25 protein-coding genes are annotated in these 24,753 nt (G+C 34.9%); 13 read left to right on the plus strand and 12 right to left on the minus strand.

Going from position 1 to position 24,753, the window contains the following annotated elements; all coding sequences use genetic code 11:
* Positions 1-10: 10 nt before the first annotated feature.
* The 5 genes from AC57AW_RS23465 to AC57AW_RS23485 form a co-directional block, all read right to left on the minus strand.
* On the minus strand, positions 11-580 hold the full coding sequence (locus tag AC57AW_RS23465; RefSeq protein ID WP_496353785.1) for an ExbD/TolR family protein: 570 nt from the start codon (positions 578-580) through the stop codon (positions 11-13).
* Positions 581-593: 13 nt separating this feature from the next.
* Positions 594-1,196, minus strand: coding sequence for an ExbD/TolR family protein (locus AC57AW_RS23470; RefSeq protein ID WP_318846346.1), 603 nt, complete (start codon positions 1,194-1,196; stop codon positions 594-596).
* Between the two features lie 61 nt (positions 1,197-1,257).
* On the minus strand, positions 1,258-2,121 hold the full coding sequence (locus AC57AW_RS23475; RefSeq protein ID WP_318846345.1) for a MotA/TolQ/ExbB proton channel family protein: 864 nt from the start codon (positions 2,119-2,121) through the stop codon (positions 1,258-1,260).
* Positions 2,122-2,361: 240 nt separating this feature from the next.
* Positions 2,362-5,175 carry a leucine--tRNA ligase gene (gene leuS / locus AC57AW_RS23480; protein WP_496353786.1) on the minus strand — a complete coding sequence of 938 codons (2,814 nt, stop codon included), beginning with the start codon at positions 5,173-5,175 and terminating at the stop codon, positions 2,362-2,364.
* A gap of 182 nt (positions 5,176-5,357) precedes the next feature.
* Complete coding sequence (locus AC57AW_RS23485) at positions 5,358-5,831, minus strand: lipocalin-like domain-containing protein (RefSeq protein WP_318846343.1); 474 nt, start codon at positions 5,829-5,831, stop codon at positions 5,358-5,360.
* Positions 5,832-5,968: 137 nt separating this feature from the next.
* On the opposite strand from AC57AW_RS23485, the gene AC57AW_RS23490 reads away from it, so the two are divergent.
* The 3 genes from AC57AW_RS23490 to AC57AW_RS23500 are packed head-to-tail and all read left to right on the plus strand — an operon-like array spanning position 5,969 to position 8,410.
* On the plus strand, positions 5,969-7,006 hold the full coding sequence (locus AC57AW_RS23490; protein WP_496353787.1) for an acyltransferase family protein: 1,038 nt from the start codon (positions 5,969-5,971) through the stop codon (positions 7,004-7,006).
* A gap of 22 nt (positions 7,007-7,028) precedes the next feature.
* A complete protein-coding gene (locus AC57AW_RS23495) occupies positions 7,029-7,784 on the plus strand; it encodes a glycosyltransferase family 2 protein (protein ID WP_318846341.1) in 756 nt (251 codons plus the stop codon).
* The gene (locus AC57AW_RS23500; RefSeq protein ID WP_496353788.1) at positions 7,784-8,410 is read left to right on the plus strand and encodes a deoxyuridine 5'-triphosphate nucleotidohydrolase; all 627 of its coding nucleotides are present in this window, start codon (positions 7,784-7,786) and stop codon (positions 8,408-8,410) included. The genes AC57AW_RS23495 and AC57AW_RS23500 overlap by 1 nt, the downstream gene beginning before the upstream one ends.
* Here the strand turns inward: AC57AW_RS23500 and AC57AW_RS23505 are convergent.
* From AC57AW_RS23505 to AC57AW_RS23530, 6 genes are all read right to left on the minus strand, one after another.
* On the minus strand, positions 8,402-9,640 hold the full coding sequence (locus AC57AW_RS23505) for a 3-deoxy-D-manno-octulosonic acid transferase (protein WP_496353789.1): 1,239 nt from the start codon (positions 9,638-9,640) through the stop codon (positions 8,402-8,404). The genes AC57AW_RS23500 and AC57AW_RS23505 overlap by 9 nt on opposite strands.
* A 5-nt stretch (positions 9,641-9,645) precedes the next feature.
* Entirely contained in the window at positions 9,646-9,990 is a 345-nt protein-coding gene (locus AC57AW_RS23510) for a cupin domain-containing protein (RefSeq protein WP_496353790.1), read from the minus strand.
* Positions 9,987-10,454 (minus strand): DUF1648 domain-containing protein, encoded by a 468-nt coding sequence (locus tag AC57AW_RS23515; protein WP_496353791.1) that lies wholly within the window; start codon positions 10,452-10,454, stop codon positions 9,987-9,989. Before AC57AW_RS23515 ends, AC57AW_RS23510 begins: the two co-directional genes overlap by 4 nt.
* Positions 10,455-10,476: 22 nt before the next feature.
* Positions 10,477-11,193, minus strand: a complete 717-nt coding sequence (locus AC57AW_RS23520) for a C40 family peptidase (RefSeq protein ID WP_496353792.1) — start codon at positions 11,191-11,193, stop codon at positions 10,477-10,479.
* 85 nt (positions 11,194-11,278) lie between these two features.
* Entirely contained in the window at positions 11,279-11,926 is a 648-nt protein-coding gene (locus tag AC57AW_RS23525) for an O-methyltransferase (RefSeq protein WP_496353793.1), read from the minus strand.
* Positions 11,927-12,055: 129 nt separating this feature from the next.
* Positions 12,056-12,211: a CCPGW family putative bacteriocin gene (locus tag AC57AW_RS23530; RefSeq protein WP_410492623.1), complete on the minus strand. Its 156-nt coding sequence runs from the start codon at positions 12,209-12,211 to the stop codon at positions 12,056-12,058.
* An 823-nt stretch (positions 12,212-13,034) separates the two neighbouring features.
* On the opposite strand from AC57AW_RS23530, the gene AC57AW_RS23535 reads away from it, so the two are divergent.
* Genes AC57AW_RS23535 through AC57AW_RS23545 form a run of 3 tightly spaced genes read left to right on the plus strand, consistent with a single transcriptional unit; the run spans position 13,035 to position 15,220 of the window.
* Positions 13,035-13,628, plus strand: a complete 594-nt coding sequence (locus tag AC57AW_RS23535) for a hypothetical protein (protein ID WP_496353794.1) — start codon at positions 13,035-13,037, stop codon at positions 13,626-13,628.
* A 52-nt stretch (positions 13,629-13,680) separates the two neighbouring features.
* Positions 13,681-14,253 (plus strand): hypothetical protein, encoded by a 573-nt coding sequence (locus tag AC57AW_RS23540; protein WP_496353795.1) that lies wholly within the window; start codon positions 13,681-13,683, stop codon positions 14,251-14,253.
* Between the two features lie 4 nt (positions 14,254-14,257).
* Complete coding sequence (locus tag AC57AW_RS23545) at positions 14,258-15,220, plus strand: HTTM domain-containing protein (RefSeq protein WP_496353796.1); 963 nt, start codon at positions 14,258-14,260, stop codon at positions 15,218-15,220.
* Positions 15,221-15,269: 49 nt separating this feature from the next.
* Here AC57AW_RS23545 and AC57AW_RS23550 read toward each other — a convergent pair whose 3' ends face one another.
* Positions 15,270-16,103 (minus strand): OmpA family protein, encoded by an 834-nt coding sequence (locus tag AC57AW_RS23550; protein ID WP_496353797.1) that lies wholly within the window; start codon positions 16,101-16,103, stop codon positions 15,270-15,272.
* Between the two features lie 87 nt (positions 16,104-16,190).
* Between AC57AW_RS23550 and tilS the strand changes: the two genes are divergently transcribed.
* The 7 genes from tilS to AC57AW_RS23585 all read left to right on the plus strand — a co-directional run bounded on the left by tilS (position 16,191) and on the right by AC57AW_RS23585 (position 24,745).
* On the plus strand, positions 16,191-17,543 hold the full coding sequence (tilS, locus tag AC57AW_RS23555; protein WP_496353798.1) for a tRNA lysidine(34) synthetase TilS: 1,353 nt from the start codon (positions 16,191-16,193) through the stop codon (positions 17,541-17,543).
* Positions 17,516-18,076: an RNA polymerase sigma factor gene (locus AC57AW_RS23560; RefSeq protein WP_496353799.1), complete on the plus strand. Its 561-nt coding sequence runs from the start codon at positions 17,516-17,518 to the stop codon at positions 18,074-18,076. Before tilS ends, AC57AW_RS23560 begins: the two co-directional genes overlap by 28 nt.
* A gap of 80 nt (positions 18,077-18,156) precedes the next feature.
* Positions 18,157-19,116, plus strand: coding sequence for a redoxin domain-containing protein (locus AC57AW_RS23565; protein ID WP_496353800.1), 960 nt, complete (start codon positions 18,157-18,159; stop codon positions 19,114-19,116).
* Positions 19,117-19,448: 332 nt separating this feature from the next.
* The gene (locus tag AC57AW_RS23570) at positions 19,449-21,518 is read left to right on the plus strand and encodes a protein-disulfide reductase DsbD family protein (protein WP_496353801.1); all 2,070 of its coding nucleotides are present in this window, start codon (positions 19,449-19,451) and stop codon (positions 21,516-21,518) included.
* Positions 21,519-21,653: 135 nt separating this feature from the next.
* Positions 21,654-23,189, plus strand: coding sequence for a T9SS type A sorting domain-containing protein (locus AC57AW_RS23575; RefSeq protein WP_496353802.1), 1,536 nt, complete (start codon positions 21,654-21,656; stop codon positions 23,187-23,189).
* 138 nt (positions 23,190-23,327) lie between these two features.
* Positions 23,328-23,852, plus strand: a complete 525-nt coding sequence (locus tag AC57AW_RS23580) for a biopolymer transporter ExbD (protein WP_318846326.1) — start codon at positions 23,328-23,330, stop codon at positions 23,850-23,852.
* A 110-nt stretch (positions 23,853-23,962) separates the two neighbouring features.
* Complete coding sequence (locus AC57AW_RS23585; RefSeq protein WP_496353803.1) at positions 23,963-24,745, plus strand: alpha/beta fold hydrolase; 783 nt, start codon at positions 23,963-23,965, stop codon at positions 24,743-24,745.
* The last annotated feature ends 8 nt before the right edge of the window (positions 24,746-24,753 follow it).

Below are 24,753 nucleotides of genomic sequence, written 5' to 3' on the forward strand. Positions count from 1 at the left end.
TATGGTTAAATTACTTTGTAGCAGCAGCTGGTGCAGCAGCACCTCCTACTTTCTTGTCATAAATAGCTTTTTCCCAAGGCTTCACATCGGTAACACCGTACTGCTCACTTTTGGTAATTGCCATTTCGTCAAGAATATCAACAAAGTTCTTATATATAGCATCGTCAGTTGGCTTAATGATCACGGTAAATTTCGTTTGATCTGCAGCTCTAGATTTTGCCTGCTGAATTACTTTTCTAATTCCTTCTCTATCAAGAGTAGTTTCCATAAGAGTCTGGTCATTCAAGGAAGTTGCATCCTGCTGGTGCCAAAAAACTCTGTTATTTTTTCCTAATAAAATAGAAATTGAGTTAGAAAGTTTAATTTCTGTTGGAGGTGGTTTTTGTTTTTCATCTTTCGGTTTAGCCGGAAGACCCAAATCCATAACATTCGGTTTACTGAATGTAGTTGTGAACATAAAGAAGGTAATCAATAGAAAACCCAAGTCCACCATAGGAGTCATATCGACTCTGGTATTTTGCTTCTTGGAACGAACTTTGCCTCCCTTTCCGCCTTTTTCTTGTACTTGTACTTCTGCCATTTCTAATGATATATTATGGTTTACCTTCTTGTGATGTAATCAACCAAAATTTAAGAAAATCAATATCTCTTAAACCCTCAAATAGACTTTTAACTTTTGGGTACTGAGTTGTAACGTCACCTTTAATAGCTAACTTGTAGTCAGGATTAACGCTCAAACTTTCTTTTACCCAGTCAATTAACTGCTTATTTGTACTGTCCATAGGAATTCCTGTAGGACTCTTATAATTTTTCTGCTCATCTGCAGGCATATCCAAATAACCTTTAAGTTGGTTCATTGGAACTCCAATTGCCTGAACTTTCTGGAAAGCTACTTTTTGGTTGTTGTCAAAAGTAATACCATACTTTTGTCCCATTTTATCCAAAAGAGCAACTCTTTCTGATGCATTGTCTACTGGTTGGAAATAGAATTTTCCATCCGGAGTAGCATTGATAGTCATTAAACTAGCATCAGGAAGTAATTTTTCCGAAATTGAAGATGGCGGTTTGATCTGCTCCACGTCAGGTTTTTTAAACTGAGTGGTCAAGATAAAGAACGTAAGAAGTAGGAACGCAACGTCACACATTGCGGTCATGTCCGTAACTACTCCATGTCTTTTTGGTTTGACTCTCGCCATTATTATAAAATATTTTTAATTAAACTTCTTTTAATTGCTAATGCAAATTCCTTGCTAATTCTTAGTTGAATTCAGCAAAAGATTGTTGGATGCTCATAGAAATCTCATCGATCTTATAAGTTAATCCATCAATTTTAGATGTAAAGAAGTTATAAAGGATAATAGCGATTGCTGAAGTACCAATACCTAATGCCGTGTTGATCAAGGCTTCAGAGATACCTGTAGAAAGTGCAGCAGCATCTGGAGTACCACCACCTGAACCTAGTGCAAAGAATGCTTTGATCATCCCGATTACCGTACCTAGAAGTGCGATTAACGTTGCTACTGTACCTAAAGTAGAAAGGATCATCATGTTTTTCTCAAGCATTGGCATCTCAAGAGTAGTAGCTTCTTCGATAGCTTTGTTAAGCGCTACCATTTTCTGCTCTTTATTTAATGTAGTATCGTGAGAAAGTGCTTTGTAAGTAGTAAGACCTTCTTTTACTACGTTACCTACAGAACCTTGTTGTCTGTCACACTCTTCGATAGCTTCGTCAATTTTGTTTTGGTTAAGTAAGCTTCTTACTTGTACTACGAAGTTGTCTAAGTTTCCTTTTCCAGCAGCTTTACCAAGAACGAAATATCTTTCAAAAGAGAAAACGATTACAGTAATCATGAAAGTAATCAAGATTGGTACGATAACCCCTCCTTTGTAGATAATACCTAAAAACGATTCTGGGTGAATGTCTTTTCCTTCAACACTTGAAAAAGCTACAGACCCACCTCCTAGTTTATCTGCATCTTTAAAGTTTCCTGGGCTACCAAGAACGAATAAATAAATACATACTCCTATAATAAATAGAATAGGAATAATAACAGCTGGATTTAAACCTCCTGCCTTTCTAGCAACTACTTGCTCATCATTTTTTGAAACATTCATTTCCATATTTAACTAAATTATATTGTTTTAAAATTTTACAGGGTGTAAATTAAAGGCAAAATTAATTAAAATGCAAGAGTCTTAATTAAACATTTTGCTTTTTTTTGATAAAGAAAATTTAATACGATTTCGATATAATAATTATTTTTAAATATTTTATTTATTTTCCCCAAATTTAACATTTGAGTTAAAAAATCAAAAAAATAAGACACCCATTTTTTTTAATTTCCCAATGTTAAATTTTATTTAAATTACGATATTCACAATACGGTGAGGAACTACAATGATTTTTTCAGGGGTTTTACCCTCCAGAATCTGTTGCATTTTATCACTCGAAATCACCAAATCTTCCACTTCTTTGGCAGATAATTGAGCTGAAAGTGAAATTTTGAACTTCATTTTACCATTTACGCTTACCGGATAATGAATTTCATCTTCAACCAGATAATCTTCATTTAATGTCGGGAACCTTTCAAATTCAATAGATGTATCGTGTCCCAGCAAATTCCACAGTTCTTCACATATATGAGGAGCATACGGAGAAATGATAACGGCCAGCGGCTCTAAAATATTGCGCTTGTTACATTTTATTTTCTGAAGCTCATTTACAGCAATCATAAATGATGATACAGAAGTATTGAAAGAGAAGTTTTCAATATCATAAACTACCTTCTTTATTAAGGTATGTAAAACTTTGTACTCTTCTTTTGTAGCTTCTTCTTCTGAAACTTCAAATGTCTCTCCGTTGAAATATAGATTCCAGAATTTTTTAAGGAAACCATAGACACCGCTTAATCCCTGGGTATTCCAAGGCTTGGATTGTTCTAATGGACCCAAGAACATTTCATACAGTCTTAAACCGTCAGCTCCATACTCTTCACAGATATCATCAGGGTTTACCACATTGTATTTTGACTTGGACATTTTTTCTACTTCACGGCCTGTGATGTATTTTCCATCTTCCAGGATAAATTCCGCATGAGCATAATCAGGTCTCCAAGCTTTGAAAGCTTCAGTATCCAATTCGTCAGAAGTTCCTTTTAATAAGGATACATCAACGTGAATCTGCTGAGTCTGATAATTACCTGCAAGATTTTTAGAAACATATTGGTTCGTTCCATCAATTCTATATACATACGCACTCATTCCTAAGATCATCCCTTGGTTGATCAATTTCTGGAATGGCTCATCATGATTGATATATCCTCTGTCTTTTAGGAACATATTCCAGAAACGGGAATATAATAAGTGACCTGTTGCGTGTTCGCTACCACCAATATATAAATCAACCTGTCCCCAATAATCTGAAAGATCTTTGGCACAGAACTCTCCGTCATTCTGAGGATCCATATATCTAAGGAAATACCATGAGCTCCCTGCCCAACCAGGCATTGTAGATAATTCTAACGGGAAAATAGTTTTATCATCAACCAAATCTGTAGCAACTACTTTTTGGTTAGCTTCATCCCATGCAAATTCTTTCGCATTTCCTAATGGCGGATCTCCGTCTTCTGTTGGTAAATATTTTTCAACTTCAGGAAGTTCCAATGGTAAAGCGGAAGTTGGCAACGTGTAAGGCATCCCATCCTTATAATATATAGGAACAGGCTCTCCCCAATAACGCTGTCTTGAGAAAATAGCATCACGTTGTCTATAGTTCGTTGTTCCATGACCGATTTCTTTAGTTTCGATCTCTGAAATTATTTTTGACTTTGCATCATTATAATTCAATCCGTTTAAGAAATCAGAATTTACACATACAGAATCTTTAGAATCAAAAGATTTCTCCTGAATATCTTCTTCAGTTTCTACAACTTTTTTAATTTCAAGTTTGAATTTCTTAGCAAATCTGTGATCACGCTCATCATGTGCCGGAACAGCCATAACCGCTCCTGTTCCATATCCCATCAATACATAGTCTGAAATATAGATCGGCATTTTTTCGTTGCTGAACGGATTGATTGCATAACTTCCTGTGAAAGCTCCGCTCACGTTTTTCACGTCAGACATTCTGTCTCTTTCCGTTTTCTTGGAAGTTTCTTCAATATAAGTATCTACTTCTACTTTTTGAGCATCGGTAGTGATAGTTTCTACTAAAGGATTTTCCGGAGCCAATACCATAAAAGTTGCTCCAAAAATAGTATCAGGTCTTGTTGTAAATACCTCAACGATTTCATCGTGGCTTTCTACCTGAAACTGAACCTGTGCTCCCTGAGATTTTCCGATCCAGTATTCCTGGGAATCTTTCAAAGGCTGTGGCCAGTCTAAAGTATTTAATCCTTGTAATAATCTTTCAGAGTAAGCAGAAATCCTCATACTCCACTGCATCATTTTCTTTTGGAAAACAGGAAATCCTCCTCTTTCAGATTTTCCGTCTTTCACTTCGTCATTTGCCAATACTGTTCCTAATGCAGGACACCAGTTTACAGTAGTTTCTGCTCTGTAAGCAAGACGATAGTTTAACAGGATATCTTCTTTATCAATATCAGAGGCAGTTTTCCATTCTTCTGCGGTAAAATTTAATTCATCGTTCTGATTGGCATGTAATCCTTCTGTTCCTTTTTCTTCAAAGTGTTGAATCAAGGCATCAATAGATTCTGCCTTATCAGTATTTTTATTATACCAAGAGTGGTACAGCTGGATAAAGATCCATTGTGTCCATTTATAATAAGAGGCATCTGAAGTTCTTACTTCTCTGCTCCAATCGAATGAAAATCCGATTTTTCTTAACTGCTCTTCGTATCTGTTGATATTTTGTTCTGTAGTAACAGCAGGATGCTGTCCTGTCTGGATCGCATACTGCTCAGCAGGAAGTCCAAAGCTGTCATATCCTACCGGGTGAAGAACATTAAACCCCTGATGTCTTTTGTATCTTGCATAGATATCCGATGCTATATATCCCAGCGGGTGACCTACGTGAAGACCTGCTCCGGATGGGTACGGAAACATGTCGAGTACATAAAATTTGGGTTTATCTGTATTATTAGAGGTTTTATAGGTTTGATTTTCCTCCCAGTATTTCTGCCACTTTTTTTCTATCTGCTGATGATCGTAAAACACTTTGTATATATGTTAGATGTTAGACTTTAAAATATCGAATTATTTTTTCTTTTTAACAAGAGTCACAAAAATAATGATTTTAAAGTAAATGGAAATTTAATTTATGATGAATTGTAATTTTACCCCAACAAAAAAATCCCATCCGGAGATGAGATCTGTTTTATATCCTGAAGTATATACTATTATTGAATAACTCTTTTGAAGGTATATGTTCTTGTCTGGAATATCTTAGGATCCTGAGTCTCCTCTCTTACAGCAAGATTGAGCGTTGTATCATCCAAAGTAATAACCTTTGCATTTTGCGGCTCTACAATCCCCTGAATTTTCATTTGAACGTCTTTTCCTTCCTTATTATAGGTATAGTTGAATTTTATATCAGAAAGAATAGCACACTGACCAGGCGTAGCGGTATCTCCCCAGTTCGTTTTCCCTCCTTTGGAGTCAGCGCTGAACCACCATCTGGTCTGCTTCTGGCAGTCAGTATAAGTAATCGTGTTAGAAACCGGGTCTTCACCAATCTCAACAGTAGTAACTACTTCTTTTAATGGTTGCCAAGTCCCAACTAGAGGAGCTTCCAGAACAGTATCATTATTATCACTACATCCTGTAGCTGCAAATAACGACAAACCTGCAAATAGTAATGCTAATTTCTTCATAGATCATTTTTTTCAAGCGCTAAAATTATAATTTTTTTGATTTATATTACTATTTTTTATGAAAAATTATTTCATCGACCTTTATTTATATACATTTTAAAACTCTCAGACCCCATTTTCCCTTTATTTAACAAATAATGAATACATGGGCCATTCATTTTATTAAAAAAGTTATTTTTGCAAGAAAGAAAATACAAATGCAGGATATTACGAAAAACAATTTTGATTTTATACGTGTTCTCCTTGCCTTTATCGTCTTTCTTGGACATCTTGGCACCCTCAGCGCTTCTCCTGATCTTAAAATTTTTGAGCACAGCCCTATAGAAATTGCGGTTTTCGGCTTTTTTGCAGTGAGCGGATTTCTTATTGCAAGGAGCTACGACAGGTCTTCAAGCCTGAAAAGTTATTTAAAAAAGAGAATCAAAAGAATTGTTCCCGCTTACTTATTGGTTATTTTTTTATGTGCAATTTTATTAAGTTTGGTAAGCACCTATTCTTTCACCGAATATTTCAGCAATACACAAGTTTACAAATACCTTTTTTGGAATTCATTATTTTTAAATTTTAAAGCACCCTGGCTTCCCGGAGTTTTTGGAAATCAAGCCGTGAATGGTGCCCTATGGACGCTGAAAATAGAAATGTGCTATTATTTCTCTGTCCCTTTGTTATTTTTGCTTTTCGGAAAGAATAATAAATACAGAAATATAAGTTTGGTTATTTTATATTTTTTATCACTTACTTATCTCAATTATTTTGAATCTTTACATAAAATTTCATTGGCCAAACAGCTTCCCGGAACACTATCCTATTTTATCCCCGGAATGCTGATTTACTTTAATTTTGACAAATTCATCAAACATAAAAATATACTCTTCATCATTGCTCTCGCCACGGTGTGGATTGATTTATATTTAAATATTCAGCTTTTTTCCCCAATGATGATTGGTGTTATTGTAATGTATATTGCCTATTCATTCAAACTCTTAAATAATTTCGGAAAATATGGTGACTTCACATACGGAATCTACATTTTCCACTTCCCTATTATCAGGACTTTCCAGACTTTAGGATTATTCGAAGATTACAATCCATTTGTAATGGCTTTGGTATGTATGTTGGTGGTTATTGCTGTAGGGGTAAGCTCCTGGCATCTTTATGAAAAAAGATTTTTATAATTTTGCAGTTTAGAAAACATAAATGAAAGATCTTGTCTCCATTATAACGCCTTGCTACAATTCAGCGGAATTTATCGAGGAAACCATACAGTCTGTTCTTAACCAAACCTACGAAAACTGGGAATGGCTGATTACTGATGACCTTTCCAAAGATAATACTGTTGAGATTATCAGAAAATACAATGATCCCAGAATAAAACTGCAGGTACTTGAAAAAAACGGAGGAGCTGGAAATGCCAGAAATAACAGTCTGGAAAGAGCGCAGGGAAGATATATTGCTTTTCTGGATTCTGACGACTACTGGTATCCTGAATATTTGGAAACAATGACGGATTATATGCAGGAACATAATGCAGAACTGGTTTACTGCAACTACTCCAGATGTGATGAACAACTCCAGCCTATTCTGAAAGATTTTTTGGCTGACAAAGTCGTTACGTTCTCCAATCTGCTGAAGACATGTCGTCTGGCACCGGTTTCTACGATGTATGATACCAAAAGGGTTGGAAAGTTTTTGTTCCCTATAAAAAGCAAGCGCGAAGATCATGTGATGTGGCTTAATCTTTTAAAAGTAATTCCTGAGGGGATTCCTGTAAAAAAGACAATGGCAAAATACAGAATGCGCGAAAATAGTGTTTCCAGAAAGAAACAAAATATCATTAAAGATCAATATCTTGTTTATAAAGATTTCATGGGATTTTCAACTGTAAAATCATTATACTATACAGCGAACTGGGCGCTAAACGGATTCATGAAGTATTCGAAAATTTTCAATTAATGGAGTATTCAAAAGAGTTCAAAGCCGCTCTGAGCGCTTTTACCGGTACCGAAAAAGATAAACTTATTTTCAGACTTCTGAGAAAGGATAAATTATTATCTAAAAAGTTGTATTTCGAACTTATTGATCCGGAAACTACCGATGATAAGAGAAATACAATGGAGGAAATTGTAACTGAAAAGGTTCTTTTAGCATCAAAATATACCGGAAATGCTCCTTATTTCCTGACTATTATCCGAAAGATAAGTGCAGAAATTACTGAACACATCAAAATTACTACTGATAAATTCGGGGAAGTTTCACTGAATCTTCTTCTCATCAATAAAATTCTGGAGAATAACAGTGACCTCAGCAGACAAAGGTTTGATAATGTCTATAAGCTTTATATTTACATCATCAACAAAGTATTCAAATCTTTGACTCTTGTGAAAAAACTGGATGAGGATTACTGGATGGAAATTGATGAATATCTGCGTGACACTCAAGAGAAAATATTAGAGAACCATTACCTTCAAAAACTATGCATCAACAATGGTATTGACTTCAATTGGTTTGAATGCGAAAAAATACCTGAAAATATTGATCAAATCATGAAGGAAATAAAAAGTCAGGGATATTTAAGATAAAATTTTCTGCAGAATCATTTGAGTTGAATCTGGTTTTTCATCTACAAATTTTCCTGCATTTTGAGACATTTCTGTAAGCTCTTCCTGGTTGTCTTCATTTATGAGAAATAAAACAAATTCTGCGGCTGTATATTCGTCTGGGAAAGATTTCCCGCCATTCGCAGCAATCAGATCATCGGCCTCGGGGTTCTTTTTGTAGTGGTTTCCAAAGATCACAGGAACACCAAAAGTGGCCGCTTCCAGAATATTATGAAGTCCGGCATCATGAAATCCCCCTCCTACAACAGCTGCATCTGCATATGAATAGAGTTTTGATAATAAGCCAATGCTGTCTATAATTAGAATTTGAGCACTGCCAGCTGATAGTTGAGCGTTTTGTATCTGGCTGTACAATAATGCATCTGGGAATATATTTTTCAAATGCTCTACTCTTTTCAGATCATGTGGTGCTATGATGAGTTTCACCCTATTATTTTTTCGTGAAACCATTTCTGCTATTTTCTCCTCAGCTTGCCATGAACTCCCAAAAACAATGGCTTTGTGTTCTCCTTTAAAGTCTGCAATAAAGTCTACATGATTACTACGCTCACGAAGTTGTTTTACTCTGTCAAATCTTGTGTCTCCCGTTACCGAAGACTTTATCAATCCTACACTTTTGGCCAGAGCCAGTGAAAATTGGGTCTGATGAAAAAACCAATCTACATCTTTCTGCAGTTGTTTTACAAACCATTTTCCATAGGAAGTAAAGAAAGATTGTCTTTCATAAAACAGAGCGGAAATAACATAGATCTTTGTCCCCTGATTTTTCAGCTCAGCAAGTAAATTATACCAATAGTCATATTTAACCGTAAAAAACAGTTCAGTATTAAACTGTGATATAAATTCCTTTACAGTACCTTTATTATCGAACGGCAGATAACAAATAACGTCTGCGATATGTTTCTTCTTAACGACATTTTCATATCCTGAGGGAGAGAAAAATGTCACCAGAACTTTATGCTGGGGAAAATTCTCTTTAAGCTTTTCCAGAACAGGAAGTCCCTGCTCATATTCTCCCAAACTGGCAGCATGCATCCAAATCACTTTGTCTGTTTTTGAAAATGCTGATTTTACTTTCTCTAAAGACTGCTTTCTTCCTTCAACGCCTTTTTTAGTTTTATCGTTAATCAGTGCAAAAACCTTCATTCCGAAGGTAATGAGACTGATAAATATATTGTATAGAAAAGCCATGTTTATTATTCTTTTATTTCAATTCTATCATGATCCGCAGAAGGATTGGACATGACTAAAAATTCAATTTCTTCGGTGGATTCATTGGAGATAAAATGTTTTGATTCCGGTGTAATAGAAATAGATTCTCCCTTTTTAACCAGGAATTTCTCTTCATTGATATAAAATACAGCTTCTCCTTTCAGAATATAAAAAAACTGTTCTGCCACTTTGTGATAGTGTCGTTTTTCTGAAGTTCCTGCGGGCATCTTTTCCTGCTTCACAGATAAGCTTTGTGTATTTTTCAGGATCCAGCTGTCACAATGGTTTCCCCAGGTATAATGTTCTGAATTTTCTTTAGAATGTATCATTTGAATAGATAGGCAATAAAAAGTAGTGCAGGAGTAAATAACACAACAGATAAAAATATGGTGGCAAATGAAATTCTGGGTTTTGCCTGATCATCTACAGCATTTCTGAACATATAGTCCTGAATATTTGTAAAAATGACTGCCAGTACAACAAAAAGAATTCTCAAGCCAATTTTCATTATTAAAAACTGAGCATTCATATTCTGATCTGTAATTTCTACAGGGAAATTAGTATCTTCAGGATATCTTAATCCATAGACGAACAGAGCATATAGTCCAAGAGCTAATACAGGCATCAGAAATGCATATATTTTCCCACCAAATCCATCAGCTTTACCTTCTAAATCAAAATGAACAGGGATTCTCTCCGGTAAGGTATTATAATTCTTGATGGTCAACCACCACAGAAAAACTACCCATCCAAAATTAAAAATATCAAAAATTGTAAAGAGAATATTTTCCATTTCAGATGAGATTTAATTAGAATTAAATTACACTTTTCAGCACTCTCAGTTTATGAGTGTGTTTATTCATTTCTTTATTAAAAATCCCCGTGGAGTCCAGTGTATCAATTCTCACTTTTCCTGAAGCATGGATGATCTTTTGATTATCCAGCATAATTCCTACGTGAATAATTTTTCCTTCTGCATTTTCAAAAAAAGCAAGGTCTCCAGGCTGTGTCTCTTCTATAAAGGTAAGCGGTTCTCCTACCTCAGCTTGTTGCGAAGCATCTCTGGGAATTTTAATATTATGAATTTTATATACCAGTTGAGTAAATCCGGAGCAGTCTACCGCAAAAAAGCTTTTGCCACCCCACAGATAAGGTACATTAAGGAATTCTTTTGCTGCCATAGCAATACTTTCACGTACATCATGACTTCTTCTTGAAGCTACCACCGGAAATTCCACTTCTGATCCCATAGACAAAAGAGTCTTACCATCATTCATTAACACGGAAGAAAAATCTTCAGTAACAACAGTCACTTTTCTACTGGCCAGTTCTTCATCTGTTACCGGTCTCAACTGTTTGGTATCCATCCAACCTTCATAGCCATCATAATGCATTTTTATTTTGGTCCAGTTTTTATCTACTTCCAAAATATCTACACTTTCCCCGAACAATATTTCCGTAACAATTTCAGCCCTGTCAGAATTCTCTGCACGAACCGGCGCTACTGTAACATTACAAATTCCTTTATTCATTAACTCTCAATTTAAAGATTGAATAATTTAAAGAAAAAACACGAATTATATTCTCTTTAAACGTTTTAATCTTTGGATATTTTAATTACTTTCTGCGAAGAAAGTTGACTCCATCACGCAAAGGTAAAATAAGATTTTCAAAATCTTCGTCTTTTGCCGCCAAATCATTCAATTCCTGGATAGACTGGGTAGATTGCAGCTTTGGATTTTCTTCAAGCACTTTTCCGTACCACAAAACATTATCAAATAAAATTACGGTTCCGGACTTGGTGTGAGGTTTTATCAATCTAAAATATTCCGCATAATTTTCTTTGTCAGCATCCACAAAAATCAGATCAAAAAACTCATCTGTTTCTTTTAAAAATTCTTTGGCATCCTGAAGTTTAAAATCAATTTGATTGGCATATTCACTGGACTCAAAATATTTTTTCGGCAGATAGGCAAGATCTTCATTCACATCAAGCGTTGTAATTTTCCCGTCTTTCGCTAATCCTGACGCAAGACACAAAGTAGCATATCCTGTGAAGGTTCCTATTTCCAGAATATTTTTCGGCTGCATCATCTGGGAAATAATAGTCAATAACCTTCCCTGCTGGTATCCGGAAATCATATGAGGTTGTGTGGTCTTCTGGTAAGTCTCCCTTCTCAGTTTTTTCAGAATTTCGGATTCCGAAGAAGCGTGTGCTTCCAAATATCTGTCCATTTCAGGATTCTTTTCTTCAAAAAAACTCATACCATTTTAATTTAAAACAAATTTAAGGATTTTAAAGCTAGTTTTTAGATTCAAAAAGAAGATACAAAAAAAGAGAGAAATTAATCCCTCTCTTTTTCTTAGCCAGATCTAAATTTTTGTAAAAAGTCATTATACAGCTATACAATATTGTCTTATACCAGCACAAACCCATCCTGGGCAACACTTTGTTTGTGGACTAGTACAAAATATCTGTGGATTACACCCTCTAATAGCACCTTGTACAGTTTTCATTTCTCCTCTTGAAAGTTTTTTTGAATTTTTCATAATTATTTTGTTTAGTATTAATTTCCTACTCTTTAAGATTTTCGGACACCTCTTTAATTATTTCCTTTAACGGAGACTTAAATATACATATTCTTTTATTAATCAAATAATTATATGCATAAAAATCTATATACCCGTGAAAACCCCATATAAAATACCGTGAAAACACGGATAGTATTTCTGTGGTATTCGTTATAAGTTTGCAATGAGAATAAGGGGTAAAAACACTAAGAGAAACAAGATGATTGCAGGAGAGACACAAACTAACCATGAGAATCGCAAAAAAGTTATGCTGAAAGGCAGAACTGATTCTTCTGCAGCAAAAACTAAGAAAGAAATATCCACTTCATTTTTGCTACGAATTATTTCGCTCCTCAAAAAGGAAGAATTAATTTGATTAAAAAATAAATCCCGGCCACCTTCGGGATTTATTTTCTTTTTAAAGCCATCCTAGTTCTGTTCAAGTCACTTCAATTATTCTATCTGATTTTCTGATCAAAAACCTAATTCCATTCCGGAACTACGTTTTCCCAAACTTCAATTCAAAAGAACTTTTCTGAGTTCATCCGATTTTTTTTCCCAAGCATTAACAAAATTGTCTGAAATATCCTTAGACAGCCTATTATTTCAGGTTTCTCATCTTCACATTCTTTACATTTCAATCTTAACAGGGTAAAGTCCTTATAAAAAAACAGGATAAACACTTATTCTTAAACACTTACATAATTCTACATTTGATCTAAGTTTCTCAACCATGAAACACTCACAGAAAGGAGGATCCCGAAAATCCTAAAACAGAGTAGGGATATTTTAAAACAACCACATGAAAACAAAGACTTTATTTTTAATTGGAGCAATAGTGGGACTTGTTATGATATTTTCCCAGCTAAAGCCTCAGGAAATGTCTTTTTATAAAGAAAAAGGCAATTACATTGTAGACAACAATTACATCCTTAAAGATGTCAGAAAAATTTCTGATGAAGACATGAAGAGTTTATTAAGCCTGCAAAAACTTCATCAGAATAGTTTGGGAACCAATTTTATTATTTACAAAATCAACAGACAGTATATTATCCGCGGATGCTTAATGAAAGCTAATATCGATTGGAAAAAATACGGTGACCTAAGGGCTAAAGTGGATGGCATCCTGAAAAAATACGGAGCCAAAGAACTTGGAACAGATTATTACGCCATTCAAAACAATCAGGTTGCTACAAATGCGGCCTTGCTGACTCAGAAAGATATCGCTTCTTTAGGCAAACTTACCATAAGAGGAGCTGAGGAATATACGATCTGTCCGCCAACTATGGGAAGAAAAAACCTTACCAATGTGATCATAAAATCTTACAAAGTGAATACCACAATTGATCCAAGAATCAATGTTAAGCTTAATAATGTTTTGGTCAATTACAAATAACAACAAAAGGCTGTTTTTGTTCTGAAGACAGCCTTTTCTAAAATTTTTTGTCATGAAAAAAAAGCTTCAGTTATCCGGAATTTTCATTATTCTATTGGTAGTATTCACAATTGGTATGAAAGGAACATTTGATGGCTACTACGGTTTTTATTATGAAAACAAAAACTATGACAAGCCTTTGGCATATGTGATATCAGAGAATTTTGCCCAATCCAAACCTATCAATATGTTTACATCTTATACCGGTTTTGATACGGGATACGGCTTTTATGCACCGAATGTTGCCAGTGATTTTGTGATGAGCTTTGAACTGAAAGATAAGAAGGGAAATATCCTGGAACAAAAGACGATGCCTTATTTCAAAAGTAAGGAAAGCAGAGTGAGATATACGACTGTCTTTAATATGTTTCTAGATAAAATTTCCGACAAAAATACCTATGACCGCAAATATTATCAATATCTGGACATTATTATCAACCAGATTGCAGCACATGTGATGAAAGAAAATCCAAAAGCATCAAGTGTTACCACAAAACTTTATTTATACGACTACCCTTCTATTGCGGATTTCAAACAGGGAAAAACGAATGAAAATCTTATTCTTATTGATGAATTCAAACATTAAAGTGATGAAAAAACTGAATGTACTTTATACCAAAATTGAAAACTTCTTTTTCAAACAGGATAATCAAACGGAATTCTTAAGCTTCTTCCGGGTTGCAATAGGAACAATTATTCTCTTACAATTTATCGCAGTGATCCCTGATTTTGACAAATTATTTTCAAGCAGCAGTATCATTCCACAAGATATCATGAGTGTTTTCACACCTGACTGGCTGATAACTTTTTCAAAAATCGTCACCTTCTTACAAGGTATTGGCATTGAAGAAAGTACAACAATTGTGATGATTAAAATATCATTTATTACATTGTGTATTTTGATTATCATTGGGTTTTATTCCAGAATTTCAGCGCTTTTTTTACTTATATTACAGATTGCATTGCTCAAGGGAAGTTCTTTCTTTGCCTATGGGGCTGACTTTTTCACGAGTATGTCCTTATTCTATCTGATACTTTTTCCGTCTGACCAACATTTTTCACTCAGAAATTTCATTTTCAACAGAAAACCACGGGAAATAAATATCACTCCGGTCAAAAGATTATTTCAGCTTCATATTTCTATTGCTTATTTTTTTTCCGGACTGGATAAAGCATTAGGTTTTAACTGGTGGAACGGTGAATCAATCTGGAAAGCGATTCATCTACCCTATTCCAACAGAGACCTGAATATTGATTTCAGCTGGCTGATAGAACATTCCTATATTTTAAGCTTTATTGGATGGAGTACAATCATCATCGAGATGTGTTACCCATTTTTCATCTGGTACAAACCTACACAGAAGACATGGCTTTTTCTAACAGTTTCTATACATATAGGAATTGCCCTTGTTCTTAATCTATATTATTTTTCAGCTATTATGATTGTATGGAATATCACCAATTTTTATTTTGAACAATCCGCTAAGAAAACGGTTCTCTCTTCAAAGAAAAAAATATCAACTCATTATATTCCGAAGCAGATTGGCTCATAAAATAAATCCCGAATGTCTTCGGGATTTATTATTATGTATGGTTGAGTGATTATTTCTTAGGAGTAATATCCATCAGTTTCATAAACTCATCAAGCTTAGGCATAATGATGATTTCCGTTCTTCTGTTTTCACCTCTACCTGAAACACTCATGTTAGTAGCTTTCGGGTTGTATTCTGAACGTCCTCCTGCTGTAATTCTTGCAGGATCTACTCCAAACTGAGTCTGAAGAACTTTAGCAACAGAAGTACCTCTTAATGCAGAAAGATCCCAGTTGTCTCTCGGAAGATTCGGAGAACTCAACGGAGCGTTATCTGTATTACCTTCAATCAATACTGAATATTTATCATAATCATTGATTACTTTAGCTACTTTACCTAGCACTTCCTGAGCGGCAGGCAAAATATTGTAATCTCCTGTTTTGTACAACATATTATCTGAAAGAGAGATCATTACAACACCTTTCAACACCTTCACCTGTACATCCTGATCTGATACGTTATCTAAAGATCTTTTCAGTTTGTTAGACAATGCAAGGTTCAAGCTGTCATTCTTAGCATTGCTAGAGATCAATTGCTTGATATAAGAATTGGAAGCATTGATTTCACCTACCAGTTTATCAATATTAGCAGAGCTTTTCCCGGTATTGGAAAGACATGCATCAAGTGATGATTTTAAAGCATCATGCTGGCTTTTCAGCAAGTTGTTTTCACCGGCCAATGCAGAGTTCTGAGACTTCAAATCCTGAATTTCTCTCTGTCTTTCTCCGATATTTTCAATACACTGCTTATAGTTTGTGCTCAAGGCATCATACTGCTTCTTGCTGACACAAGATGTCATTCCCAGCGCCATTGCAGAAACTGCTACAATTTTTAAAATCTTCATAAATAATCATTTTTAGACTACTCAAAGTTAGGAAAATTCAATTGAATTATATCGGTTATCTTTGCATAAAAGAAATTCTCAACATCTATGTTGGAAAAATCAAGCTTTATCAGCCAATTAAAAAATATCGTTCACGAGCCGGAAAATCACACGTATCTTCTGGCAGTAAGCGGAGGTGCAGACTCTATGGTTCTTGCCTCATTATTCAGAGATTTAGGACACGAAACTGACGGTTCAAAATTCCAGTTTCAGGTTGCCCATATCAATTATAAACTCCGTGGTCAAGATTCTGATCTGGATCAAAAAACGGTGCAGGATTTTTGTGAGAAAAATCATATAAAATTTCATTTGTATGAAGTTTCGGAAAAGGATCAGAAGCCTGAGAACTCTATTCAGCTTTGGGCAAGGGAACTTCGCTATGCTTTTTTTAAAGAAATTCAGGAAAAGGAAAAACTGGAATTTCTGGTTACAGCCCATCACCTAAATGACCAGCTGGAGACATTTATCATCAATCTTTCTAAAGCTGCCGGCATCAACGGATTGAGCGGAATTCCATCAAATGACAATTATATTCTCAGACCGCTTTTAAATTTTTCCAAAAAAGAAATTTATCAGTTTGCTGCAGAAAACAGTATTGAATTCCGGGAAGATCTGTCTAATAAAAAAAGTGATTATCTGAGGAATAAGATTAGAAATGAGATTGTTCCGGTACTGATGGAAACTAATGATCATTTTCTGGAAAACTTCAGAAAAAGTTCTTTGTATCTGAACCAAACTAAAGATTTTGTCCAGAAACAGATTCAGGAGATAGAAAATCGACTTACGGTATTTAACCAAAACAATAAAATCTTATCAAAGGAAAAGCTGGATCAGGAAAGCGATTTCGTAAAATTTGAAATTTTAAAAAAATACGGATTCAACCAGGAGGAAGAAATCCCTAAAATTTTTAAAGCAGAAAACAACAGTTCATTTTTTTCAAAAGAATATCAGTTGATTGTCAACCGTGATGAACTGATTTTTATTGATAAGAACGATGAAAAGGAAATCAAAGAAGAAATTGTCCTGATTGATCATTTTGATTTTTCCGAAAACCAAATCAACATCAATCTCGTAGATTACATTGAAAACATTGATGGAATCAATAAGGGGTTTGAATGGGATTTTGATGCTGAAAAACTTCATTTCCCACTACGTTTGAGAAAACAAAAAGAGGGTGACGAGTTGTATCCAACCGGTTTTTCAGGGAAAAAGAAAGTTTCTAAGTTTTTTAGGGACGAAAAATTATCGGCTTTAGTCAAAGAAAAAATATGGTTATTATCTGACTCCAGAAATCATATTTTGGGAGTTATCCCTTTTAGACAGGATCGCAGATATCAGGCAGACAGAACTACTCAAAAAAAGATAACTGTAAAGTGGACAGAAAAACAACTAATTCGTTAGCTGTTGATGATTTTAAGAAAGACAGCAATATAGCTTTTGGAATTTTATACCAACAGTATTTCGGTTATACCAAAAAATTCGTACTCAATAATAAAGGTAATCTGGAAGATGCGGAAGATATTTTTCAGGATGCACTGCTGATTCTTTATGAAAAACTGAATGCTGATGAGTTCAAAGTTCAAACCTGTCTGGGAAATTACATCATTGGAATTGTTAAAAATTTGTGGTTAAAAAAATTAAAAAACAGAAATTTTTATATAGAATCTCCTGAAAGCTATTTCATGGAAAACCAGCAGGAAATAAGTGCTGCCATTGAAAATGAAAAGTATTACTGGGAAAAACTGGCTGGTTATATTAAGTCTATCTCTTCACATTGTCAAAATCTTATCCATGACATTTTTATTGAAAATAAAAGTATGGAGGAAATTCAAGACAAATATCATTATTCAAGCAAGCATAATGCTCAGAATCAAAAGTATAAATGTGTAGAACAAATCAAAAAAATTAAAAATAAAAGCATTTTTTCTACCTGAAAATCAAACCATTATATAAAATCATTTAATGTATGGGTGATTTTTTTCTTTTTCAGGGAACATAATAAGAAAAGAAATATATGTTCAAAAAAATCGTATTGAGCCTTCTTATATTAGTTGGAATTTCATTTAATGCACAAAGCACAGGCATCAATTTTCAAAAAATTGATTTGGAAGCCGCGAAAAAAATCGCAGCAAAAGAGAATAAACTGATTTTCATTGATCTGTTTACCACTTGGTGCGGACCTTGTAAACTGATGGCAAAAAAAACTTTTACTGATCCCAAAGTTGGTGAGATATTCAACAAAAATTTTGTAAACCTTGCTATAGACGCGGAAAAAGAAGGGCTAGATCTGGCGAAAGAATTTAAAGTTGTAAACTATCCTTCTTTTTTATTCCTGGATTCAAAAGGGAAGCTGGTACAATATGATTTCGGATATTATAATCCTGAACAGTTTTTAGGAGTAGGAGCCTCTGTTCTGAAAAAAGAGAACCCTCAATCTGGCAAAACTTTAGATCAGGTAAAAGGAAAAATGATTGGAGATAAGATTGATAATTTCAACGCGAAAGATCACTTGGGAAATACATTTTCTTCATCAAAAGAAAACAAAAAACTGGTGATTGTTTTTATTCGTGGACAATGGTGCCCCTATTGTAACAAATATATTGAGACCTTACAGAATCTGACTCCTGAACTGAAATCGAAAAATGCAAGGCTTGTTATCATTTCTCCTGAAAAACCGGAATTTATAGAAAAGACGATTAACAAAACAAAGACAGACTATACTGTTTTATATGATGAGGGATATAAAATTGCAGAGGCATTTGATGTCCTTTATACTCCTGACAATGAAACGCTTAATTTTTACAAGTCAAAATTAAAAGAGGATTTTGCTGACAGCAGGTCAGACAATTCAGGAAGACTTCCTGTATCAGCAACTTTCATTCTAAATGAGGGAAAAGAAATTACATGGAGACATTTTGATACAGACTATAAAAAGAGAGCATCTGTAGAAGACATTGTAAAAAATCTGAATTGATTTCACACAAAGTTTTGCCTTGGTGAAGGATTACATCATAACTCCAAGTCAGCAAAATTGACAAAATCAATAATCATTTTGAATGATAAAATAAGCAACACTTCTATTGCAATCAAGGCAGAAGAAGGAATATTTTAAACAGCAGGCTTAAAAAAAGAAAGTTTCTAAGTTTTTTAGGGACGAAAAATTATCTATTTTAGCGAGGCAAAAAATCTGGATACTGACGGACAGTAATGATTCTGTACTTACGATCATTCTTTTCAGGCAGGATAGAAGATATACAAAGAATGAGAAGACAAAGTGGAGTCTCAAAATTTTTAATGAAAGGAACAATGAAATTTAGAAATTGGTTTTTATTAATTCTACTATTTTTAGCGACAGGAATTAATGCACAGATAAAAAATCCTGTAAAATTTAAATTTACGGTCAACGATCTGGGAAACAATCAATACGAAGCGGTATTGAATGCTACTATGGAAAGCGGATGGCACATTTACTCAAAAGATTTACCGGAAGATACCGGAATTCCTACTGAGTATAAAGTTACGGGAAAGAACATTGAACTGATTGGGAAGTTTACCGAAACAGGTAAAAAACATGAAGAGTTTTCTGAAGCTTTTGGAGGAACGATTGTTTTCTACTCCAATTCAGCCGGATTTAAGCAGAAATTTAAATTAAAAGATCCTGCAAAACCTGCGGATGTTACTTCTGAGATTACGTATCAGACTTGTGACGACAGAGTTTGTCTGGCTCCCAATACATTAGAATTCAACCAAAAAGTCACCCCAAAAGGAGCAACGGAAGAAGCTGCAACTGAGGAAACAACTGGCCCTGTAAAAGATTCAGTAAAAACAACTGAAACGGTTACCGAAAACCCTGCAAAAACAGAAGCTACAGTCACAGAAACTTCAAAACTGGATCCTAAACAGCTGAAAATTGCAACTATTGATTTCAAAAAACCATTGACGGATTGTGGTACAGCCTCTACTAAAGTGGATGAAAATTACTGGACCTATTTATTCCTAGGGTTTATTGGAGGTTTAATCGCTTTACTTACGCCTTGTGTTTTCCCGATGATTCCTTTGACGGTTTCATTCTTTACCAAAGGCAGCAAGAACAAAGCAAAAGGAAAAAGAGATGCTCTTATTTATGGGTTTTTCATCCTTCTTATTTTCATTTTACTAAGTATTCCTTTCCATATTATTGATGGAATTGCAGGAAATATCTTCAATGAAATTTCTACCAGCGTATGGCTGAACATTGCGTTCTTCATCATATTCATTTTCTTTGCCGGAAGTTTCTTCGGGTACTATGATATCACTTTACCAAGCTCAATCGCCAATAAATCTTCTAAAGCGGAAGAAGCAGGAGGACTTATCGGTATTTTCTTCATGGCATTGACATTGGTTATTGTTTCTTTCTCTTGTACGGGTCCTATTTTGGGAAGTTTATTAGGAAGTGCAGTAACGGGTTCTACCAACGTTCCGATGTTATTAACATTTGCATTGGCAGGATTCGGTCTTGCGTGGGCAATTGTTTTCGGACTATTGGCTTTATTCCCGCAGGCATTACAAAGTCTTCCGAAATCCGGAGGATGGATGAATACGGTAAAAGTAGTGTTAGGCTTCGTAGAGCTTGCTTTAGCATTGAAATTCTTATCTAAAGCAGATCTTGTTTCTAAAACATTCTTCTTAAAAAGAGAGCTTTTCATCGCCATCTGGATCATCGTTGCATTAGGATTAGCATTATATTTATTAGGATTCATCAAATTCCCTCATGACGATAAAAAACCTAAAATCTCCATTACAAGAAAGATATTAGGGGTATTGGGAATCGGTTTTGTAATCTACTTAATCCAGGGATTGATACCATCTGACCGTCCGAAACTTCAGCTATTAAGCGGAATTTTACCTCCACTGAACGTAAGCTATTTCCATGATGAGAAAGACGGAATTTTAGGAATGCATCCTGAACACGACTTCTTCAAAGCAATAGAACTTGCTAAAAAAGAGGATAAACCCATCCTTATTGACTTCACCGGATACGGTTGTGAAAACTGTAGAAAAATGGAGGAGTTTGTATGGAGCGAACCGGACATTTTACCTATCCTTCAGAATGATGTAGTATTAGCATCTCTGTATGTGGACGACAAAGAGGAGCTTCCAGAGGATCAAAAAACTAAAATTGACCTTGGTGAAGGACAGATCAAAAAGGTAAAAACAATTGGTGACAGATGGAGCTTATTCCAACAGGTTAACTTTAACAATAACTCGCAGCCTCACTATGTTTTGATAACTCCGGATGGAAAAGTAATCAACACTCCGGTTTCAGGATATATGCCAAAAGAGGATTTCAAAAAATTCTTAGAATGCGGCGTTAATTACTATAAAAAGGGTAAATAAACCATTTACATATCATTGAAAAACTCACACAAAAAGTGTGAGTTTTTTATTTTTAATAAATTATGTACATCATAAAACACCAAAAGTAGTGTAAAATTAATTACATTTGAATAACTATCACCAATTCAAATACATATGAAATATTTTACATTTACTTTTTTGCTCCTTACCTATTCATTATTCTCCGCTCAGACTGCTCCATCCATAGAATGGCAGAAAGCTTTAGGAGGAAGCCAAAGTGAAGCAGCCCATTCTACTCAACAAACTTCTGATGGAGGCTATATCATGGCCGGAATCACTTCCTCAAATGACGGTGATGTTAGTGGAAACCATGGCGAAGGAGATGGATGGGTGGTAAAAATGGATGGTAATGGAAATATACAATGGCAAAAAGCACTGGGTGGGAGTAATAATGATATAATCCAGTCTATCCGCCAAACTACAGATGGGGGATACATTGCCGCAGGATCTTCCAAATCCAGTGATGGAGATACTACAGTAAACCATGGAAATTTTGATTTCTGGGTGATAAAACTTGATAGCTCCGGAAATATACAATGGCAGAAATCTTTAGGAGGAAGCGGTATTGATGAAGCTCAATCCATTCAGCAGACTTCCGAAGGAGGATATATTGTAGTAGGAATCTCCAGTTCTAATGATGGGGACGCCAGTGGAAACCAGGGAGGACAAGATTACTGGGTAGTAAAATTGGATAATACCGGAAATATACAATGGCAGAAGTCATTGGGAGGAAGTGACAGTGATCAGGCACTTTCTGTTCAGCAAACTTTTGACGGCGGATATATTATTGCAGGAAATACAGTTTCTACAGACGGAGATATTACCGTAAGCTATGGAAACTACGATTATTGGATCGTAAAACTTGATTACTCCGGAAATATGCAATGGCAAAAAACTCTGGGTAATTTTGGTGACAATATGGGATATTCCGCACAACAGACTTTCGATGGCGGTTATATTGTGGTGGGTACTTCTTATGATCCTTCTAATATTGAAAATGGCCTTCCTGATTATTGGGTCGTTAAATTAAATAATAGCGGAGTCATCCAATGGGATAAATATCTTGGCGGAAGTGCTCACGATAACGCTATCACAATACAGCAAACTCCTGAATGGGATTATATCGTTGGAGGCTGGACCAATTCCAACAACGGACAGGTAACCGGAAATCATGGAAATCTGGATTACTGGATTGTAAAACTGAACAGTAATGGAAACCTGAAATGGGAAAAGACCTTGGGTGGACCAGATTTTGAATACTTTAGCTCTATTGAACCAACCAGTGATAATGGTTATATTGTTTCAGGAAGTACACTTTCTACAAGTGGAGATGTAACCGGAAATCATGGAAATATTGATGCCTGGATCGTAAAACTAAGTCCAGAACAATTAGGAATCTCAGAAAACCAACCGATAAATAAACCTAATCTCTACCCTAATCCGGCAAAAGATTTCTTTTATGCAGATCATCTTCCAAAAGAAACTGTTATCAGCATTACAGATATGTCAGGAAGAAAACTCTTCTCTCAAAAATATAACGAAGAAAAAATTAAGATCAGTACATCAGCATTCACCGAAGGAATTTATATTGTACAGATAAAAAACAAAGAAGAAATTATTCTTTCAAAGAAAATAATAATCAAACGATAAAACTTCTTGAAAATATTATAAAATTTATTCACAAACAATCAATAGATTCATGAATCTATAAAGTTTTTAATAATCAGGGCATATGTTTTGTATGAATTTTTCAAACAAACATAGTCTAACATTTAAAAACTTTTAATCATGGCAGAAGTAATTGCACAAGAAAAACAGGGCAGCAAGCAAAAGAAAAAAATGATCAGAGTAGATATGACTCCTATGGTAGATCTGGGATTCTTATTGATCACTTTCTTTATGTTCACCACCAATTTTACAAAACCTAATGTAATGGATTTAGGGCTACCCGCAAAAGATCCAAACCCTCATCCTATAGATATTCCTGTAATTGGAGATAAAAACCAGATTACATTTATCCTCGGAAAGGACGACCGTGTATTTTATCATCAAAGCAATGCTACAGATTTGAATTCCACTAATCTTAAAGAAACTGATTTCAGTGGAATAAAAATTTCAAAAATCATTGCTGAAGCTTATAAAAATGCTCCGGTACCAAACAATTTTACAGTAATTGTAAAACCAACGGATGAGGCTAATTATAAGAATTTTGTAGATATGCTGGACAACCTTGCTATTTCTAAAAAGGAAAGATATGGTGTGACCGATATCAAGCCTTGGGAAACAAAGATTTACAAGGAATTAACTCAATAAAAGACGAAGAGCATTTTTAAAATGCTCTTTTTTGTTTACATTTGAAAGAAGAAATAGAGCTACAGTGCGTAACCGCTATATTATTTTTAACCTTCTATAATTTTGGAATCATGCTGAACTTTGAAAGAAAAGGAAACGGAAAAGAAACTTTGGTACTTCTTCACGGATTTATGGAAAATCTATCCATCTGGAGCGATATGGAGCATTATCTTTCCAAAGATTTTTCACTCCTCAAAATTGACCTTCCCGGCCACGGGCAATCTGAAATTCTCGCAGAAGTTCACACCATGGAACTGATGGCTGAGGAAGTAAAAAAAGTTTTAGATCAGCAAAATTTAGAAAAGGTACACCTTCTGGGGCATTCTATGGGAGGATATACTTCCCTTGCTTTTGCAGAAAAATATCCCAACTCTTTAAAAAGCTTAACTTTATTTTTCTCTACTTACTTTCCCGATGATGAAGAGAAGAAACAACAGCGTATCAAAAGCTATAGAATTATAAAAGATGCATTCGCCCATTATGCAAGAGCCGGAGTTCCCAATTTATTCAATCCAAATGAAAGGGATATTCTGGAAGGAAAAATAGAAACTGCTCTTGAGACCGCACTATCTACTAACAATCTGGGAGCTCTTGCCTGTGTAAAAGGCATGGTAGAAAGAACTGACAAAAAACATATCCTGGAAAATCTGGAGGCTAAAATATTAGTATTGGCTGGAAAACACGACAACGCTGTAAAAACAGATGTGATGATCAAACACCTTCCGGACAGGACAAATATCAAATCATATATTCTGGACTGCGGGCACAACGGACATTGGGAAAAACCTGGTATCTGTGCCGAAATCATCAATACAGAACTTCTTCACAACCTTCCAAAAAAACTTGTTTTATAACATCCGTT

Source organism: Chryseobacterium sp. BGA-UO-ETr-SB22, from assembly GCF_059567885.1.